General features: G+C 53.5%; 19 protein-coding genes and 2 tRNA genes. 10 read left to right on the top strand and 11 right to left on the bottom strand.

Annotated elements, in window-relative coordinates; translation table 11 throughout:
- The first annotated feature begins 113 nt into the window (after nt 1-113).
- On the top strand, nt 114-1,688 hold the full coding sequence (locus B4A77_RS12055; RefSeq protein WP_073114990.1) for a biotin attachment protein: 1,575 nt from the start codon (nt 114-116) through the stop codon (nt 1,686-1,688).
- A 392-nt stretch (nt 1,689-2,080) separates the two neighbouring features.
- Here the strand turns inward: B4A77_RS12055 and B4A77_RS12050 are convergent, their stop codons facing one another.
- From B4A77_RS12050 to B4A77_RS12020, 7 genes are all read right to left on the bottom strand, one after another.
- Nucleotides 2,081-2,326 (bottom strand): hypothetical protein, encoded by a 246-nt coding sequence (locus B4A77_RS12050; protein WP_290730577.1) that lies wholly within the window; start codon nt 2,324-2,326, stop codon nt 2,081-2,083.
- Nucleotides 2,327-2,332: 6 nt separating this feature from the next.
- On the bottom strand, nt 2,333-3,031 hold the full coding sequence (locus B4A77_RS12045) for a hypothetical protein (protein WP_290741011.1): 699 nt from the start codon (nt 3,029-3,031) through the stop codon (nt 2,333-2,335).
- A gap of 11 nt (nt 3,032-3,042) precedes the next feature.
- Nucleotides 3,043-3,942: an enterotoxin domain protein gene (locus B4A77_RS12040; RefSeq protein ID WP_290730583.1), complete on the bottom strand. Its 900-nt coding sequence runs from the start codon at nt 3,940-3,942 to the stop codon at nt 3,043-3,045.
- 290 nt (nt 3,943-4,232) lie between these two features.
- Nucleotides 4,233-4,535 carry a type II toxin-antitoxin system RelE/ParE family toxin gene (locus tag B4A77_RS12035; RefSeq protein WP_290730586.1) on the bottom strand — a complete coding sequence of 101 codons (303 nt, stop codon included), beginning with the start codon at nt 4,533-4,535 and terminating at the stop codon, nt 4,233-4,235.
- The gene (locus B4A77_RS12030; RefSeq protein ID WP_290730590.1) at nt 4,532-4,834 is read right to left on the bottom strand and encodes a type II toxin-antitoxin system RelB/DinJ family antitoxin; all 303 of its coding nucleotides are present in this window, start codon (nt 4,832-4,834) and stop codon (nt 4,532-4,534) included. The genes B4A77_RS12035 and B4A77_RS12030 overlap by 4 nt, the downstream gene beginning before the upstream one ends.
- Nucleotides 4,835-5,040: 206 nt before the next feature.
- On the bottom strand, nt 5,041-5,964 hold the full coding sequence (locus B4A77_RS12025; RefSeq protein WP_290727036.1) for an IS3 family transposase: 924 nt from the start codon (nt 5,962-5,964) through the stop codon (nt 5,041-5,043).
- Nucleotides 5,965-5,996: 32 nt separating this feature from the next.
- Nucleotides 5,997-6,428 carry a transposase gene (locus B4A77_RS12020; RefSeq protein WP_173382217.1) on the bottom strand — a complete coding sequence of 144 codons (432 nt, stop codon included), beginning with the start codon at nt 6,426-6,428 and terminating at the stop codon, nt 5,997-5,999.
- A 99-nt stretch (nt 6,429-6,527) separates the two neighbouring features.
- On the opposite strand from B4A77_RS12020, the gene B4A77_RS12015 reads away from it, so the two are divergent.
- On the top strand, nt 6,528-6,692 hold the full coding sequence (locus tag B4A77_RS12015) for a hypothetical protein (protein WP_290730593.1): 165 nt from the start codon (nt 6,528-6,530) through the stop codon (nt 6,690-6,692).
- A gap of 133 nt (nt 6,693-6,825) precedes the next feature.
- Here the strand turns inward: B4A77_RS12015 and B4A77_RS12010 are convergent.
- Nucleotides 6,826-6,898: transfer RNA gene (locus tag B4A77_RS12010), tRNA-Glu, on the bottom strand.
- A gap of 132 nt (nt 6,899-7,030) precedes the next feature.
- On the opposite strand from B4A77_RS12010, the gene B4A77_RS12005 reads away from it, so the two are divergent.
- The 5 genes from B4A77_RS12005 to rpmB all read left to right on the top strand — a co-directional run bounded on the left by B4A77_RS12005 (nt 7,031) and on the right by rpmB (nt 11,666).
- The gene (locus B4A77_RS12005) at nt 7,031-8,629 is read left to right on the top strand and encodes an ABC transporter ATP-binding protein (RefSeq protein WP_290741008.1); all 1,599 of its coding nucleotides are present in this window, start codon (nt 7,031-7,033) and stop codon (nt 8,627-8,629) included.
- A complete protein-coding gene (locus B4A77_RS12000; RefSeq protein WP_290730598.1) occupies nt 8,616-9,227 on the top strand; it encodes a methyltransferase family protein in 612 nt (203 codons plus the stop codon). The genes B4A77_RS12005 and B4A77_RS12000 overlap by 14 nt, the downstream gene beginning before the upstream one ends.
- Before the next feature lie 7 nt (nt 9,228-9,234).
- Complete coding sequence (locus B4A77_RS11995; RefSeq protein ID WP_290730601.1) at nt 9,235-10,446, top strand: 3-deoxy-D-manno-octulosonic acid transferase; 1,212 nt, start codon at nt 9,235-9,237, stop codon at nt 10,444-10,446.
- The gene (ispH, locus tag B4A77_RS11990) at nt 10,446-11,378 is read left to right on the top strand and encodes a 4-hydroxy-3-methylbut-2-enyl diphosphate reductase (protein ID WP_173381418.1); all 933 of its coding nucleotides are present in this window, start codon (nt 10,446-10,448) and stop codon (nt 11,376-11,378) included. The genes B4A77_RS11995 and ispH overlap by 1 nt, the downstream gene beginning before the upstream one ends.
- 66 nt (nt 11,379-11,444) lie before the next feature.
- On the top strand, nt 11,445-11,666 hold the full coding sequence (rpmB, locus tag B4A77_RS11985) for a 50S ribosomal protein L28 (RefSeq protein WP_173318737.1): 222 nt from the start codon (nt 11,445-11,447) through the stop codon (nt 11,664-11,666).
- A gap of 113 nt (nt 11,667-11,779) precedes the next feature.
- Here rpmB and B4A77_RS11980 read toward each other — a convergent pair whose 3' ends face one another.
- Entirely contained in the window at nt 11,780-12,430 is a 651-nt protein-coding gene (locus B4A77_RS11980) for a 3'-5' exonuclease (protein WP_173365669.1), read from the bottom strand.
- Between the two features lie 2 nt (nt 12,431-12,432).
- Nucleotides 12,433-12,936, bottom strand: a complete 504-nt coding sequence (locus B4A77_RS11975) for a lysophospholipid acyltransferase family protein (RefSeq protein WP_290741005.1) — start codon at nt 12,934-12,936, stop codon at nt 12,433-12,435.
- A 115-nt stretch (nt 12,937-13,051) separates the two neighbouring features.
- On the opposite strand from B4A77_RS11975, the gene B4A77_RS11970 reads away from it, so the two are divergent.
- Nucleotides 13,052-13,124, top strand: a tRNA-Cys gene (locus B4A77_RS11970).
- 49 nt (nt 13,125-13,173) lie between these two features.
- On the opposite strand, the gene B4A77_RS11965 is transcribed toward B4A77_RS11970, so the two are convergent.
- Nucleotides 13,174-13,812, bottom strand: a complete 639-nt coding sequence (locus B4A77_RS11965) for a hypothetical protein (protein WP_290741002.1) — start codon at nt 13,810-13,812, stop codon at nt 13,174-13,176.
- A gap of 146 nt (nt 13,813-13,958) precedes the next feature.
- Between B4A77_RS11965 and B4A77_RS11960 the strand changes: the two genes are divergently transcribed.
- Entirely contained in the window at nt 13,959-14,621 is a 663-nt protein-coding gene (locus B4A77_RS11960) for a DNA alkylation repair protein (RefSeq protein WP_173365672.1), read from the top strand.
- A gap of 238 nt (nt 14,622-14,859) precedes the next feature.
- Nucleotides 14,860-16,833, top strand: a complete 1,974-nt coding sequence (locus B4A77_RS11955; RefSeq protein ID WP_290735135.1) for a 4-alpha-glucanotransferase — start codon at nt 14,860-14,862, stop codon at nt 16,831-16,833.
- The last annotated feature ends 132 nt before the right edge of the window (nt 16,834-16,965 follow it).

Raw genomic sequence — 16,965 nt, 5'->3', positions numbered from 1 at the left:
CTTTCCAATTCTTTCCGCCCATTGCTTACTCCCCACCACCCACTAATTAACTATCTTTCCCCCCGTATTTTATTGTACAGTAAAACAAGGGATTTATCCCACAAGGAAACACTATGAAAAAGATCAAGTTCCAGGATACCTCGTTCCGCGATGGTTTCCAGTCTATTTTCGGTGCCCGTGTCTTCGCGAAGGACTTCATGCCCGCCGTCGAAGCTGCCTGCAAGGCCGGCATCACCCACTTTGAAGCTGGTGGTGGCGCCCGTTTCCAGGCCCTTTACCAGAACTGCGGCGAAGACGCCTTCGACATGATGGACGAATTCCGTCGCGTCGTGGGCCCGAACGTCCGCCTGCAGACCCTCGCCCGCGGTATCAACGTGGTGGCCCTCGCCCCGCAGCCGCGCGACATGATCAAGCTCCATGCCGACATGTTCAAGAAGCACGGCATGACCCGCATCCGTAACTTTGACGCCCTCAACGACGTGAACAACCTGATCTACTCCGGCAAGTGCATCACCGACGCCGGTCTGGAACACGAAGTCGTCGTGACCATGATGGAACTGCCTCCGGGATGCGACCTCAACGCCGCCCACAACCCGGAATTCTACGAACGCATCCTCCGCAACATTCTGGACGCGGGCGTTCCGTTCGCATCCGTCTGCTTCAAGGACGCTTCCGGTACCACGAACCCGACCAAGGTTTACGAAACCTTCAAGCGCGCCCGCAAGCTCCTCGGCGACAACGTCGAACTCCGCATTCACAGCCATGACACCTGCGGTACCGGTGTGGCCCAGTACAAGGCCGCTATCGAAGGTGGCGCTGATGGCGTTGACCTCGGCCGCAAGCCGCTCTCCGGCGGTACGGCTCAGCCCGACCTGTTCTCCATGTTCCACGCCCTCAAGGGCACGGAATACAAGCTCGCCCTCGGTGAAGATAGCATCGTCGACGATCACATTCCGGAACTCATGGAAGCGAACAACGTCGCCGTTGAATGCCTCAAGGACTACAACTTCCCGCCTGAAGCACGCCAGATTACGACCGACGTGATCTTCAGCCCCATGCCGGGTGGCGCTCTTACCGCCAACACCCTCATGATGCGTGAAACCAAGACCTTCCACCTGTTCCCGAAGGTTATCGAGAACATGAGTGAATGCGTCCGCCGCGGTGGCTTTGCCTCTTCCGTGACGCCGGTTTCCCAGTTCTACTTCCAGCAGGCCTACATGAACACCCTGAACCAGGCCGCAGGCCGCGGTACGTGGTTCAAGATGACGGAAGGCTACGGCAAGATGCTCCTCGGCTACCAGGGCAAGACCCCGTGCGAACCGGATCCGGAACTCGTGAAGATCGCCGCCGACCAGTTCAACATGAAGCCGTTCAAGGAAGCCTACCCGGGCATCCAGTGCGCCGAAGAAATCTTGCCGCCGGGCATCCCGGCTGCGAAGAAGCTCCTCGAAGAAAATGGCCTGCCGGTTACCGACGAGACCATCTTCATCACGGGCTGCCTCCAGACGAAGGCTGGCAACAAGGGTATCGAGTTCCTCAAGGGCAACCGCCACATTGGCGTGCCGAAGAAGGACCCGAACGCCGCTCCGGCAGTGGACACCAAGAACATGAAGGCCGGTGCAACGAGCACCTACCGCATTGCCCTTGGCAACCAGAGCTGGGACGTGCAGGTCAGCACCCTCAAGTAAGTCTTATAGACAAATTAAAAAAGAGTTCGCGCATGCGGACTCTTTTTTTTTTCATAATCAACCATGATAATATGGGAGCACATAAAACATTCTTGCCAGCGTGACTACAATCCAAAACATATACACAATTTTAGTCGCCATTTTCTTGGAGATGCCAATTTTCGCGAATTTCAAACTTATCAAAGAGATTCCCAATAGGAATGTACTTAAAAAACATGACTCAAAAATAAAGCAGGCACAATCGTCATCAGTCTGCAAAGAGAGACCGTCAGGAGGGCCCCAGTCATACGGGCGCAGCGGAATAAGCAGCGCAAGAAACGTGAGTACAAGTGAACCCAAAAAGGAGACCGCTGCAAGGGTGCCGAGAAAAAATTTTATGAATGTAGACCTTGTCATCTTCTTGTAATATACTTTATAAAGAAAACAAGTGCGAATATCACCGAACAAAAAGCAACATTTCCAACAAACCAAGACACAAAAACAGCCGCTATTTCGCCCCAAGCAACACCTGATTCCGAATAAAACTCTCCCTGCGGATTGTTGGCAATGGCCGCATGCACCATAAAACATCCAACGGCAATAGATTGAATGAGAGTATAAGTCCCCGCGATAAATATGTACTCTTTCTTCGAAGTCATAAAGAATTAATGCTTACAGTTCCATGTACTTTCTGTATTCTTCGGCATCGGTGTTTTAATCACTACGGAAGAATCTAAAGGAAATATAAATACAACAGTATCATCACAAACACGTTCTTCTGGCGGTCCCTCGCAACTATATCGAGCCTTCATGTCCCTAAACTTTATTTTAAAAATAACCGTTTCACAAGAATCAGAGTCCGTCTCACAATAACGCTTGTAATCATTCCTATGCAAACGGCACATTGCACACTTACATGAATTGTCATCACAACATATTGTATCACGACCGTCCAGACGTTCCGCATAAATAACGGTCGAGTCTTTTGCCTTTATGTTTCTGTATTTAACTTGAAATACAATTTCGTTCGTATCAATTCCACACCACGTGTCAACATTAACTTTATCGAATCCTATACATTTTTCCGCCGTGCTCCTTGAAAATACAATGTAAGGCAGCGAATCGTATCCGAGAAAGAAGTAATAATTTGAATCATCCTGAGCATAAATCCACCAGTCGCCAGAGCCGTTGTTCATTTGGTTCACTTCAAACCTGCACATGCTGGATTCGTTCGGAATTATATATACCGGATCAATCTTTGTCATATAGTAGTTGCCCACACAATTAGATTGAATAACCAGAAGAACGAACAATAGCACCGCAAGGGCGCCAAGGGAAATTATTATGGCTACAGGCTTTTTCATCTTCTATAGGATTATTTTTTCGGTATCGGCATCGTGAGAATGATGACCTTTCCTTTTTTTTCATTATAAGAATAGTTTACCCCAAGAACAATAATATTATTTTTTATAACGGCCAAACGTTCTTTATCAAAAGATGGAATTTTTTCATTCCGCCATGTTTTTCCTGCATCAATACTATAGTACAAATAATGAAACCAACGACCGGCTCCCACCCTAAATTTAAATATTCCGGCCATTAGAGAATCTTTAACATAAAAATCAGATGGATTTAAAGCATCAGAAAGCCATATATGTCTCTTGTAAGGAATAGTACTAAAAATATGAAATCCGTCTCTGTTTCTATGCAAAATACGAACTTCATATGTAGATGAGGCGTATTCGTCATATCCACAAACAATCCAATTTTTTTCTTTTTGCGCATATACCGCGTCGGTACTGCAAAGGTTGTTCAGATAGTATTTTTTTCTCTTTTCCAGCAAAAAATTCGGACTCTTCAAAAAAGAATCAAGTTTGTTTACATAAATTTCTCCAATTTTTCCTTCTATCATTCCCATTCCCCAATAGTTCCATTTATCAGAATCATCGCTGAAGAGAATATTTTCATTCAAACTTGTATTTGTCATTTTCCAAGTTTTACCGTCATCTAAAGACAGCAACAAGATTGGCTTTTTTTCTTTAAACCCATATATTGTAATTGTTTTTTCATTGTATCTTATTGTATCTAGAATAAACTCCTGTAATTCGTCAAATGTACGAGTTTCTTTTTGAAAAAGGCTTGAAAATTCTTCCTTTCGCCATCTATCGTCTAATTCAAACAACTTTGTTAAACCCAAAAGAAATAAAGGACAAAGAAGAACTACTCCTATAGGAATTGTGGCTATCACAAGTATTTTTTTTCTTAATTTATTCATGTAGACTACTTTAAATTTCTAGATTATCCATTGTATAAATTATTCACTTCCCAAATGTTGTAAATTTATTATAAAAAAACACAATTATTCTCCATTTCAAAATAGCAATAAAAAGTTTTAACGTTTTAGTTGTTGTAAAATAGAGTTTTGCAGAAAAACATCATTCTCGAAAACATGTTCCGTCTAATTTCAAAGAATTCCATCATATTATCTACACCTTGGCCTAAACAGCCGCCACTTATAAATATAACCTATTCTGCCCGGAAAATTTTTTCAAGTACGCATTATGACTACTTCGCTTCTTGTCTGCAATAAAAGACACGCAATATAACGACTTTCTGCATGTCATGATTGACATGATAAAATAGTCGGTAATTCCCGACTGGCATTGTACGTACTTCACGCAAAATCCAAGGTTCATCTTGGCATAAGGCAAAGGCGTCGGGAAAATCGGATAACGTGTTTACCGATTCCTGAAATTTTGCCATTAGATTCTTGGCAGCGACAGGCGAACAAAGCGCTATGCTGATATAGTCAAAGATTTGATCGATGTCTGCCTGCGCAGCGGAAGAAAAATGGACTTCAAAATTCATACCTTATATTTCTTCTTGACGTCGGAAAGAACCATCGCGGCAGGGCGGGTGCGGCCTTTCAGCATATCGTTGTACCCCTTCTCAAGTTCCACATCGAGACGTTCTTTTGACCATTTGGCTGCGTTTTCGGGAGCCTTAGGCAACTTCACCTCGAAGGGAATTCCCTGTTGCAGAATAATCTGCTTATAAAACATGTTGATGGCGCTGGAAACGGATATGCCGAGGGTTTCCAGGACGCTTTCGGCCTGTTCCTTGACATCGGGCTCAATGCGAGCGTATAAATTTGCAGTCTTGTTCATATTTTTAATATATATAATTGTCCGCACAAATGCAATACATTTTTAAACTTCCCATAAATCGAGCCAAAAGCGCAAGATTTTTCACGACATAACCTGACCATCACTGAAAAAGGTTGACACTTCTTAGGTGATTTTACTGACCGGGTTGACAGTTTCTCTGACTTGGTTTACACCTTTTTCCCGGTATATCGATCCCGGTTGACAGTTCAACCGACTTGGTTGTCACTGCCGACTGGGCCTTCTTCATCCAAAGATATCTTTTTGCCTGCCTCGCGACGTTCGCGGGGCGTCTTCCAGCACCTTTTTTGCGGTCCCTCTTGACCGTGCGCTTCGTTAGGAGTCTGCATCCCGATGCTCATGTGGGGCCGTTCACCGTTGTAGAACGGGATTATTCTCTCGAGTTCGGCCTGGCACTCCTTGCGTGTTGCGAACTTCATCTTGTACAGCCATTCAGTTTTCAGGATGCCGTTTGCGCGTTCCGCGACGGCGTTCTCCAGCGGATCGCCGCTTTGTGTCATGCTGATGCCTATGTTGAGTTTCTTGAGCACTCCCACATATTCGTGGCTGCAGTATTGGCTGCCCCTGTCGGAGTGGTGTATCAGGGCGTGGGCGTGTTCGAGCGGGATCGTGCCCAGCGCCATGAGCAGCGCCTTTAGCGGATAGCGTGTTTCCAGCGTCGGGCCAAGCGCCCAGCCAACGATCTTGTGCGAGTAGGCGTCCGTCACCAGTGACAGGTAGCACACGCCCTCGTCGTTTTCCACGTAGGTGATGTCCGCGACCCATATCTGGTTCGGACGGTTCGGGACTACGCCTGCGATCAGGTTCGGGTACTTCCTGTAGTTGTGTTCCGAGTTCGTCGTCCTGTAGCGCCTGCGCCGCTTCAGTCGCACCATGAGGTCGTTTTCCCGGAGCAGCTCCACGAACGAGTCCCGGCCCATCATGTCCGGAGCCCCCATGCTGGCCGAGATGATCCTGTGCAGTTTCGCGCAGCCAAGTCCGGGGTTGTCCTTGCGGTAACGGCGTGCCGCGTCCAGGACCACGCACTCCATCGCGTCGCCCGCGAAGTCATTGTCGCTTCGCTTGTAGAACGCCTGCCTGCTATAACCAAACAGCCCGCAGAGGGCATCCAGGGATGTGCCCGGGAGCCTCCTGCGTAGCAGGGCTACCGTTTGGTGCCAGATTTTTTTCTGATGGGTATGTTGAACTTGCTCTCGGCAAGCTCTATCATGGTGTCGAAGGCCTTCGCGCGCAGCGTCTCGGTATCCAGCGCCTTCTGCAGGCGACGGTTCTCGAGTTCAAGCTCGCGTATCCTTTCTTCGGGGTCCTTGGCCATGTCTTCAGCCTCGCTTGCCCCCAAAGATAGCGATTCTTCGCGCAGGTAGCGGTCCATCCAGTTGAATAGGACCTGCCTGCTGCTTAGGTGGTACTTCTCGACGATTTGTGCCGCAGTCATCTTTCCCGCCTGGTATTCGGCGACAACCGCCATTTTGTCTTCGTCGTCGAAGATGCGCTTTTCGGTGGTAACGCTAGTCCATCGGGGATATCCGAACTGGTCGTATTCCGCGACTCTCTTTATTACCTGTTTTGTCTTCATTGGCACTACTCCTGCTTTTTTGAGTAGTGTCAACTTTTTTCAGTATAAGACAACCCATCTCTTGACTATGAAACAACATGAAAATAGATTTGAAGCGTGATGATAAAACCAACATCGACCATTGATAGGATTACGGCAGACTCGAAGCAGAAAAGAGCCGTCTTGAAACTCCAGGAGGCTCTCGCCGATGGAGAACGTTCCGCCGAACAGGGCGGTTGGCTTTCTGCAGCCAATGTGCGGAAGAAAATATACTCCGCATTTTGAACCGTTGAAAGGACTACTTGAAAGCTCTGGAATTGTAGACAAAGTTCCGTCTTTCGGCGAGCGCTTTGTTGAACTTCTTTAACTAAGCGCAACCAAAAAAGAAAGAAACCAATCTTTCGATTGGTTTCTTTCGTACCCCCAAGCGGTTTCGAACCGCTGTTGCGGGAATGAAAATCCCGAGTCCTGGGCCACTAGACGATAGGGGCGTCTTATGTAGGGCCAAATATAGTTAATCGGGCGATTTTGTAAAGGGGGCCGAGCGACATTTTTTGTATTTTTTTTCGGTGAACATCAAAAAAAGGCTAAAAAAGTCCCTTTTGCGCGGGATTTTGCGGTATTTGCCGCTCGCTCTCATGGCAAGCCTCGCCGACGCGGGGCTCCTGTGGGGCATCCGCTCGTTCATGGGGCTGCTCGAGGGCAGTTCGCCGTTTACCCTCTGGGAATGGGCAGGCCTGATGGCCCTTCTCGCCGCGCTCCGTCTGGTGTTCATGTTCGCGAAGGCCCGCAATTCCGAAACATTCCTGTTCAATACCGGGAAAAGCGTCACCGAGTGGTTCCTCGGGCGCATCCGCACGCTTTCGCCCCGGCTTTTCCACGACGGTTCGGGCGATTCGAAGGTCGAGGCCGCCTACGAGGCGACGCTCTCGCTCCAGAGCAACGCCGGGGCGTATTTCCAGCTGGTGCAGGCGCTTTTGCAACTCGCTATCTTCTTGCCGGTGCTCCTGTACATCTCGTGGCCGCTCACGCTATTCCTGTTTGCGGCGGTGGTGCCGTTTGTCGCCTGGATGCAGCGCAGGCTCCACGCGCTCGGCCCGCAAGAAGAATCGCTCCTGTACGCGCGGTCGAACTTTAGGCTTTCGCTGAATACCGCCCGCAGGCTATACCGCAACTGGAGCGGCAATGCCGAAATCGAGCACCTTGCCCGCGAGGTATCGGAAGAGGCAGGCACGCTCAACCGCAAGGGGCTAGACGCGAGCATCCGCAAGAATGCGCTTTCCATCGCGATGGAGACGCTCTCGGTGGTGGCGATGGTCGCGGTTCTCGCATTCTGCGCGATGCTTATCGCCCGCGGGTGGATGGACGGCACGGGGCTCGTGCTGTTCTGCTCGGCGCTGTTGCTCTGCTACAAGCCGGTGAAAGAATGTGCCCGCGCCGTGCCGCAGTTCCGGGCCGCCGCGAGCGCCTGCGACGTGCTGGAGGAATTCGAGGGGTTGCCGATGCGAGCAGCGTGTGAACAGGAGGCGCGCGGTCTGGAGGCGGGTTCGAGATTGCCACGCCTCTCCGAGGCTCGCAATGACGACAGCATTGTAATCGCGCATGGGAACTTCACCTACGAGGGGTGCGGTACGCAGGTCTATCGCGATTTCGGGATTACTTTGTCCAGAGAGAAGCCCGTACTTTTACGCGGGCAGAACGGCATCGGGAAATCGACCCTATTGCGCCTGCTTGCAGGCCTCGAGGAGTGGGACGCCGCGACGCCCGCAAACGTGTTCTTTATCCCGCAAGACCTGGAACTCCCGCCCCGCCGCCTGCTTATAGAACAACTTAACAGCGTGAAATTCGCGGGCAGCTCGGCACCCGAAAAAAGCCCGAAATCTGCGGGCGTCTCCGACCCCGCAAACATCCCGAAGGCAGACCTTCTCGCAAGCTTCGCGCGAACCGCCGGTACCGACCGCCTGCTCGAAAAGCAGGGCCTTTCGGGCGGGGAACGCTCCCGCATCGCCCTCCTGTGGGCACTCGCAAGCGACTCGCCCACCGTCCTCCTCGACGAACCGATGGCAGCCATCGCGCTCGACGACCGCGAACGCATTCTCCTCGCATTCCTCGATACCGCAGCCGCCCTCGGCAAGTGGGTCATCATGGCGAGCCACGACCCGTTCAGCGCCACGGCGCAGTCCCGCTTCAACGTAGTGGAGATGGAACATGCGAAAGGCTAGCGAAATTCTCTACCGCTTCCGCGGCTATATCCTCGCGCTGTTCGCCATAGCACTCCTCGCCTGCCCCGCAGCGCCGTTCCCGCAAAATTACTCCCGTATGGTGGAAGTCGGGCCCTACATCGGCACGCTTCTCTTTTATGTCCTGGGCATCGCGCTCCGCATCAGGGCCCGCCAGTTTATAGGCCAGCACACGCGCGGCTCCACGCACGAGGCCGCCACTCTAGTTACCACAGGGCCCTACGCGCACATGCGCCACCCGCTGTACACGTCGAACACCTACATCGCGCTGGGCGCAATCTTTTTCCACCTCGGCGTGAGCGGGCTCTTTCACATCTTCATTATTGCGATTGCCCTTTTCGAATACGCGCTCGCCCGCGCCGAAGACCGCTTCCTCGAAGAAAAGTTCGGCGACACCTGGCGCGCCTGGGCCCAAAGAACACCGATGAGTTCCGCGAATATCGAGGCGCTTTTCTGCCGCAACTCCGGCGGCAGCCCCGCGCGCACCGTTTTACAGGCATTCCGCGCCGATGCCTCCACGTGGTTCTGGTTCGTATTTTTTAATTTGATAATGGTTCTACTCAAAATCTACACGGCCTGAGATAAACATGTTTAACGCGATTGATTTTGCACGATTCGCCATTGGCACTGCCGCCAAGGCAGTCGCTAAGGTCCCTGCCGTAAATACACGGTTCCATATCGGCGACCGCCTGAACGGTCCCTGGCCCGAAGGCCCCTTCCTGTGGATGCACGGGGCAAGCCTCGGGGAATGCAAGATGCTCCTGAACCTCGCGAAGTTCCTGCAAGAGGACATCGCGAACCTGCCCAGGATTCTCATCACCACGCAGAAGGTGGAGGTGGTCGAGTTCATCAAGAAGACACTGTCGCAAGCCCCGGAGTCGCACATCGATGTTTCAATCGCCCCCGCCGACACGCAGACGACCATGAGTCTTTTTGCCAAGAAGGTAAAGCCTATCGCGCTTATCCTCGGCGAGAACGAGCTCTGGCCGGGCTACCTTTCTACCATGCGACGTCTGAACATCAAGCCATCCGTTGCCATCGTCTCGGGCCGCTACCGGGCGTCCGTGCCGGGGATCGACTTTTCTCCCGTTGCATTTGCAAGCATGCAGACCGGCGACGACCTCTCGCGATTCCTGAACGCGGCCTCGAAATTCCGCATCCCGAAAACGGCCATCGGCGGCGACTGGAAACTCCTCCCCTGGGTCCGCAAGAACGAGCCGCTCAAGCCAGTCGAAAACCCGACTGTCGATGTTGCCTTCCTCTCCATGCACCTTTCCGAATGGACCAGCCTCGAACGCATGGTGGAATCCTCCATCAAACGTCAGGAATCTGTCGTCCTGATTCCGCGGCGTCCCGAAGAAGCCGAAACATTCCGCAAGGCGCTCATCGAGGAAGAATACACGGTTGTCGACTGGCCACTCGTGCAGAAGGGAGCCATCTCCATTGTAAGCCAGTTCGGCATCACGGGCGACGTCCTTTCCATCTCGAAAACGGCAGTCGTCGGAGGTTCGTTCGCACGGGGACTCGGAGTCCATAACTTTTGGGAACCGCTACAAGCAGGTGTAGCCACCAGCATCGGGCCTTTCACCGCAGGGCAAAAGGAAAATGCGGCGGCACTCGTCCGCGAAGGTGTCATCGCACAGTTGCACACCACCGCCGACTATCCGAGACGCATGCTCCCCGATTCAAAACTCGTCGGAACCTTCCTCGCCCACGAACGCAACAAGATTCAAGATTCCTACCGGCAGCTCCTCGAATTCCTGCGGGGCCTGCCGGAATTCCAAGACGGAAACACGTAATGAAAAAGATTGTCCTTGCCACACCGCGCGGATTCTGCGCCGGAGTCGACCGCGCCATCCATATCGTCGAGAAGGCCCTCGAAAAATTCGGCACGCCCATCTACGTACGTCACGAAATCGTTCATAACAAATTCGTAGTCGACACCCTCAGGGAAAAGGGCGTCATCTTCGTCGACGAGGTAAGCGAGGTCCCGGAAGGCTCGGTCGTCATCTTCTCCGCGCACGGGGTCGCGGAACACATCTACGCCGATGCCGAGGCGCGCCACCTCAAGGTGCTCGATGCAAGTTGCCCGCTGGTGCTCAAGGTCCACTACAGTGCGAAGCGCCACTTCAATGCGGGGCGCCACATCATCCTCATCGGGCATGCGGGGCACGCCGAAGTGGAAGGCACGCTCGGGCAGCTCCCCGAAGGCGCCATCACCCTCATCCGGAACGAAGATGACGTCTCCACAGTCAACGTTCCCGAAGGCAAGGAACTCGCCTACATCACCCAGACGACGCTCTCCGTTGCCGAGACCCACAAGATTATCGAGGCCCTGAAGAAGCGTTTCCCGAACATCATCGGCCCGAACGCGGGCGACCTCTGCTACGCGACCGGCAACCGCCAGGCGGCCGTCCTCGACCTCTGCAAGCAGGTCGACATGCTCCTCGTGGTCGGCGCCAAGAATTCCTCGAATTCGAGCCGACTCATGGAACTCGGCCTCGAACAGGGAATCAAGAGCCATCTCATCGCCGACGTGAACGACCTCGACCTCTCGTGGTTCGAGGGGATCGAATCCGTCGGGGTATCCAGCGGGGCATCCGCACCCGAAGTGCTGGTCCAGGAGGTCGTGGAATGGCTAAAGTCCCATTTTGAGCCGATTTCCATCGAAAATTTCATAAAATTGGTGGAATCGACCAAATTTAACCTCCCCAAAGAGCTCCAAGACTAACTTTAGCCTTGACAGTTCGACCATTTTTATCTAAAATTGGTGTCCGAAAAACAACGGAGTTTCATTATGAGCCGCATTTGTGAAGTTACCGGCAAGGCCGGCCTCGTGGGCAACATGGTTTCCCACTCCAACCGCAAGAAGTTGATGAAGCAGCTTCCCAACCTCCAGAAGAAGCGCTTCTACATTCCCGAAGAAGACCGCTGGGTCACGCTCCGCGTGAGCGCCGCCGGCCTCCGCACGATCAACAAGTGCGGTATCCAGGCTGTCGCCCGCGAACTCGGCATCTAATTCTCGAATAAAGAGACTAAAAAACCGTCAAAGGACACTTTGGCGGTATTTTGTGTTTCCGGGCCGCACTTGGCGGCCCCTTCTTTTTACCCGGAAACGGGAAAGGCGGGCGCCTACTTGTTGATGAACTGCGGCACGCCCTTGTACTTGGCCATGCCCGCCATGATGTTGCCCATTTCCCAGTCCTTCTCCTTTAACCGGCGGCGGAGGAGCGCGACAAACACTTCCATGAGCATTTCGCAGTCGTAGACGGCGCGGTGCATCTTCGCGGGGTCGATCTTCATCGTGAATTCCCCGCGCTTCATGAAGAGGCCGGCCATGTAGCCCAGCTTGTGGTTCTCGAGTTCCGGCAAAATCGTACGGGCGACGACCAGGCTGTCGATGACGGGATTTCCCGGGATAAACTGCGGGTTCTTGGAGTAGGCCACGCGCAAGAAGCTCGCGTCAAAGTTCGCGTTATGCGCAAGCAAGATGGATCCCTGTCCGCAGAAGGCCGTAAACTTCTTGAGGCATTCACCTACCGGCGGGGCGTCCTTTACCATGGCGTCGGTAATATGGTTCACGCGCGACGCCTCCTCGGGAATCATCATGTTGGGGTTCACCAGCGTGTTGAACTCCGAAATAAGCTTGGGGACGACCCTGCCTTTCGGGTCCGTCTCGACGGTGAACTTCACGGCTCCTATTTCGACAATTTCATCCTTCGTATTGACAAGGCCTGTCGTTTCGAGGTCAAACGCAACAAATTTCGGCGGCAATGCGATCATGTCTACTCCTTTTCCCGACTGGTGTCGGACCTTTTTTCTTTGCAAAAATACTTAATTTCGATGTCAATAGATGTCATCGGGAACGGAACAACAAAGTTATCCCAGCTTTTGAGGCGCACGTGGCGGCCATAGCGGGCTTCGACAAGCCACAACGGCCTTTCGGCCTTTTCGGCAAGCCACAGGGAACCAGGCTTGACCTGCAGTGCCGGACCGCGAGGCCCGTCAAGCGCCATTCCCACGAGTCCCCCTTCCTGCAAAGTCCGCACCAGGTGACGCACGTTCAATGCGCCGTGGCTATCGGAACCGCGAGTCACCACGTATCCCAGGCGCCGCGCTACGCGGGCAAAAAGGTCCCCGTCCGAAGATTCCGAGACAAGGATATGCATTCCCGACCCGCGGAAAGCGGCACAACTGGCAAGCAGGTCCTGATGCCAGCTTCCGACCACGCCGGGGGCATACCCCTCGGGCAACCTGAGTTTTACCCTCAGGCTTTTGACCCACAACATGCAAGCGAAAGCTAGGAGCCAGCCCTTGAATCGACCGAACATGGGCAAAAATTAGTTTTTTTAGCCATTCCCCCTTGGCAAAAGCAGTTTATTTACCTATATTGCCGCTCACATTGGCGACGTACCCAAGTTGGTAAGGGGCGGCTCTGCAAAAGCCTTATTCATCAGTTCGAGTCTGATCGTTGCCTCTCAAAAAAAAACCGCTTTCGAAAGAAGGCGGTTTTTTTATACGGTTTTCTACGGTAGCGGGTTCTTGCGCGGGCGGCCACGCGGACGCTTCACGGGCAGTCCGTCGGGACCGACAGCTGGGGCCGCGGCCTTGTTTTTCGCAGCCAGCGCCGCACGGATCTTCTTCGCACGCTCTTCCATGCGCTGGCGTTCGAGTTCTGCCGCCGAATAGACCTTGGCCTTGGCCGCGTCGCTCGGCTTTGCTCCGAAAGAGCCCTTGAGCACACGCCCCGAAGAGGGTACCGGTGGAGGAGCCGTCACAACCTTAGCCGTTTCCGGAACAACGGGTTTCTCCACTGCCGGACGCGGCGCGGAAAACAGCGAGTCCAACTTCCGGCGGGCACCCGACATCGGCCTTTCCGCATCCAGAACCGGGGCCGGTTCGACCTTTGCCGAAAAGCCGGGCCTTGCAACGGGGGCACGCGCGAAAGATTCCGAAACCGAGCGCGCCACCCTGAGCATGTCCGCCCTCCCCTTTTCCTGTTTCATCCTCAGGCGTTCGCGCTTGGATGGCCTAGTAGCCGAACGGCGACGCTTGGCCGTGTCCTCCCTAGCCTCCCTCTGCAATATTTCCTCATTGGACGGGCCTCGGAGTTCCGGGGGAACCTCGATTACCGCACGCTCATAAACGGCTTCATTCACGCTCATAATCCCAAAAAACTTAAAAAAAACGATTTGTCAAGAGTATTTTTGTCTTTTTTTTGCAAAAAATTTCAAAAAACTGAAAAAAATTTAAAAAAAATGCTTGTCAAGGTCTAGAAAATAAATTCTTTCTGGACTATTTTTGTGTCGTCATGTTAAGGTTCACTCAAGATATCCTACTTGCGCTCCGCGCTATCGCTAACGAAGAAGAATCCCACGAGATGTCCAAGAAGGCACGCGAACAGTTTGACTTCCTGGGAATCCGTCTTGTCCCAAGGCGCGAAGTTACCTACCCCATATTCGACAAGAACCCGCCGAAAGACGACGCCGAGTTGGTAGCCCGGGTCGAGGACATGTGGTCGCAGCCCTACCGCGAAATCCAGTACGCCGCATGCGACTACCTTTTCCGCCACAAGGAAATGCTCGGGGGGCAGCATCTCAATTTCTTGAAGAAACTTATCAAGACCCGTGCCTGGCGCGATACGGTCGACACGCTCGCCGCCTGCATTTTAGGAGACCTCGCGCTCCGCCTCCCCGCGCTCCGCAGCAAGATTGCCTCCTGGATCCGCGATCCGAACATCTGGGTCCGCCGCAGCGCCATCATCTTCCAGATCCAGTACAAGGACCGTACCGACTGGCCGCTGCTGCGCCAGTTCTGCCTCACCTGCGCCAAGGAAGACGACTATTATATACGTAACGGCATCGGCCGCGCACTGTCCGAGTACGCGCGCATCAACCCGACCGAGGTCCGCCGTCTAGTACAAGATAACGTCTTCGCCGAGCAGACCACGCAAGAGATTCTGCGTTTAATATAAAGTTCGGGCAAAACAAGTTTGCGAACCTCGTCCAGATTTCATTTGGACGAGGTTTTTTTCACTTTTTCCTTGTTTTCTCGAAGGGGGAACGCGAACCGGCCTTCCAGCACGCACCCCTTTGCACCCGGGCAGCATTCCTGCTTCCGCTTGTCACAGAAAGTCTCTCTCAAATACCTACATTCCCAACTCATGCAAGGAATAATAGCATATTCTTTCCCGATTTATCTATATTTCGGGCATGCGTTACGGTGATATTTCCTCCTTCCAGACGGGCGTAGCCGTGCCCCTCTTCAGCCTCCGCAGCAAGGCTGACATCGGTATCGGCGAATTCCTCGACCTCATTCCCTTCGCAGGCTGGTGCAAGCTCTGCGACTTCAACATCATCCAGCTTTTGCCGGTCAACGACACCGGAGCCGAGGCGAGCCCCTACAGCGCCCGGAGCGCATTCGCCCTGAACCCGGTGTTCATCAACATCCAGTCAGTCCGCGGCTCCAGCGAATTCGAGGAAGAAATCGAGGATGCCAAGGAAGGATTCGAAAGCGAAGAACGCATCGACTATTATAAGATATCCACGTGGAAGCGCGGCATTCTCCGCAAGATTTTCGACAACCGCTACGACGAGCTCAAGAAGGACAAGGACCTTTCGAACTGGATCGACAAGAACGGATGGGCCAAAGCCTATTGCGCCTACGCGACACTCAAGGCCCAGAATTCCGAGTCGAGCTGGAAGGACTGGAAAAAGTTCAAGGATCCCACGGCAGATGATATCGAGAAGCTCTGGACCAAGTACCACAAGGACATACTTTTCCAGGCCTGGATGCAGTACGTCGCCGAGATGCAGTTCACGGCCGCCGTGAGCGAGGTTTCGAAACTCGGCATCCACATCAAGGGAGACATTCCCATCCTCATCAACGAGGACAGCGCCGACGTGTGGGCGAACCGCAAGTACTTCTCGCTTTCCGACCGCGCGGGCGCACCTCCCGACATGTTCAGCTACAGCGGCCAGAACTGGGGATTCCCCACCTACCGCTGGGATGTCATCGAGGCGGACGGATTCCGTTGGTGGAAAGACCGCCTCGCTCAGGCGAGCAAGTTCTACCACGCCTACCGCATCGACCACGTGCTCGGATTCTTCCGCATCTGGTCCATCCCCGAAAACGAAGTGACGGGCATCCTCGGACGCTTCAATCCCTGCGTCCCGCTTACCTGGGACCGTCTGCATGCCGCCGGGTTCATCCGCGAGACGCTCGAGTACCTGCGCCGCCCGAACTACTCCGTGGACCAGCTTCGCGAATTCCTGGGCGACGAGACCGAGAACATGGTTTCCGTCTACTTCGAAAGCCTGCCCAACGAGCCTTCGCGATTCGTCCTCAAGCCGCAATTCTATAGCGAACGCGCCATCACGACTCTCGACGAACCGCAGAACGTGAAGGATGCCCTCCTGAAGGTCTACTGGAATCGCATTTTCATCCCGGCAGGCGACGAAAACAACTACTACCCGTTCTGGTACTGGTACAACCAGCCCGTTCTCAGGACACTCCCCGAAAACGAGCAGGAAAAGCTCAAGGAAATCATCCACGAAAACGAAGCCTCGCAGGAAGGGCTCTGGGAACAGAACGCGACGAAGCTTCTCTCTATCCTCGCGAAAGAGACCGACATGCTGGTATGTGCCGAAGACCTCGGAGCCGTCCCGCACTGCGTCCCCACCGTGCTCAAGAAACTCAATATCCTTTCGCTGCGCATCGAGCGCTGGGCCCGCAACTGGGATGCCCCGTACAGCCCCTACTACGACATGGCCGAATACCCGAGACTCTCCGTGTGCACCACGAGTTGCCACGACACCTCGAGCCTCCGCGGGCTCTGGGAAGAACCCGATTTCGACCGCGACCTCTACTGGACACACGCCCAGCTATCCGGTGCCGCGCCGCAGACGCTTACCCCGCCCGCCGTGCGCAACATCCTTGAACACGTATTCTCGTCGAACAGTCTCTTCTGCATCTTGCCTGTGCAAGATTTCTTCGCGCTTTCCTCAACCCTTTCCGAAATCCCGGCCGAAGAAGAACGCGTGAACATTCCCGGCACGGTCGGCGGCAAGAACTGGACCTACAGGATTCCCGTGACCATCAAGGAACTCACGGCAAACGCATCGCTCCATTCCGAAATCCGCAAGCTCGTGGACGTGCGCAAGCGCCGCCCGATGTGGAACATCTAGAGGCACCATGGTCCGGTCTTCAACGAAACTCGCGCCAGACTGGGTCAAGGACGCCATCTTCTATCAGATTTTCCCTGATAGGTTTTGCCGCAGCCCCAAATACAGTGCCGTAGGCAAGTTCGTGCAATGGGA

This window comes from Fibrobacter sp. UBA3718, from assembly GCF_002371935.1.
Lineage (GTDB): Bacteria > Fibrobacterota > Fibrobacteria > Fibrobacterales > Fibrobacteraceae > Fibrobacter.
This window is presented reverse-complemented; position numbering and strand designations above follow the sequence as displayed.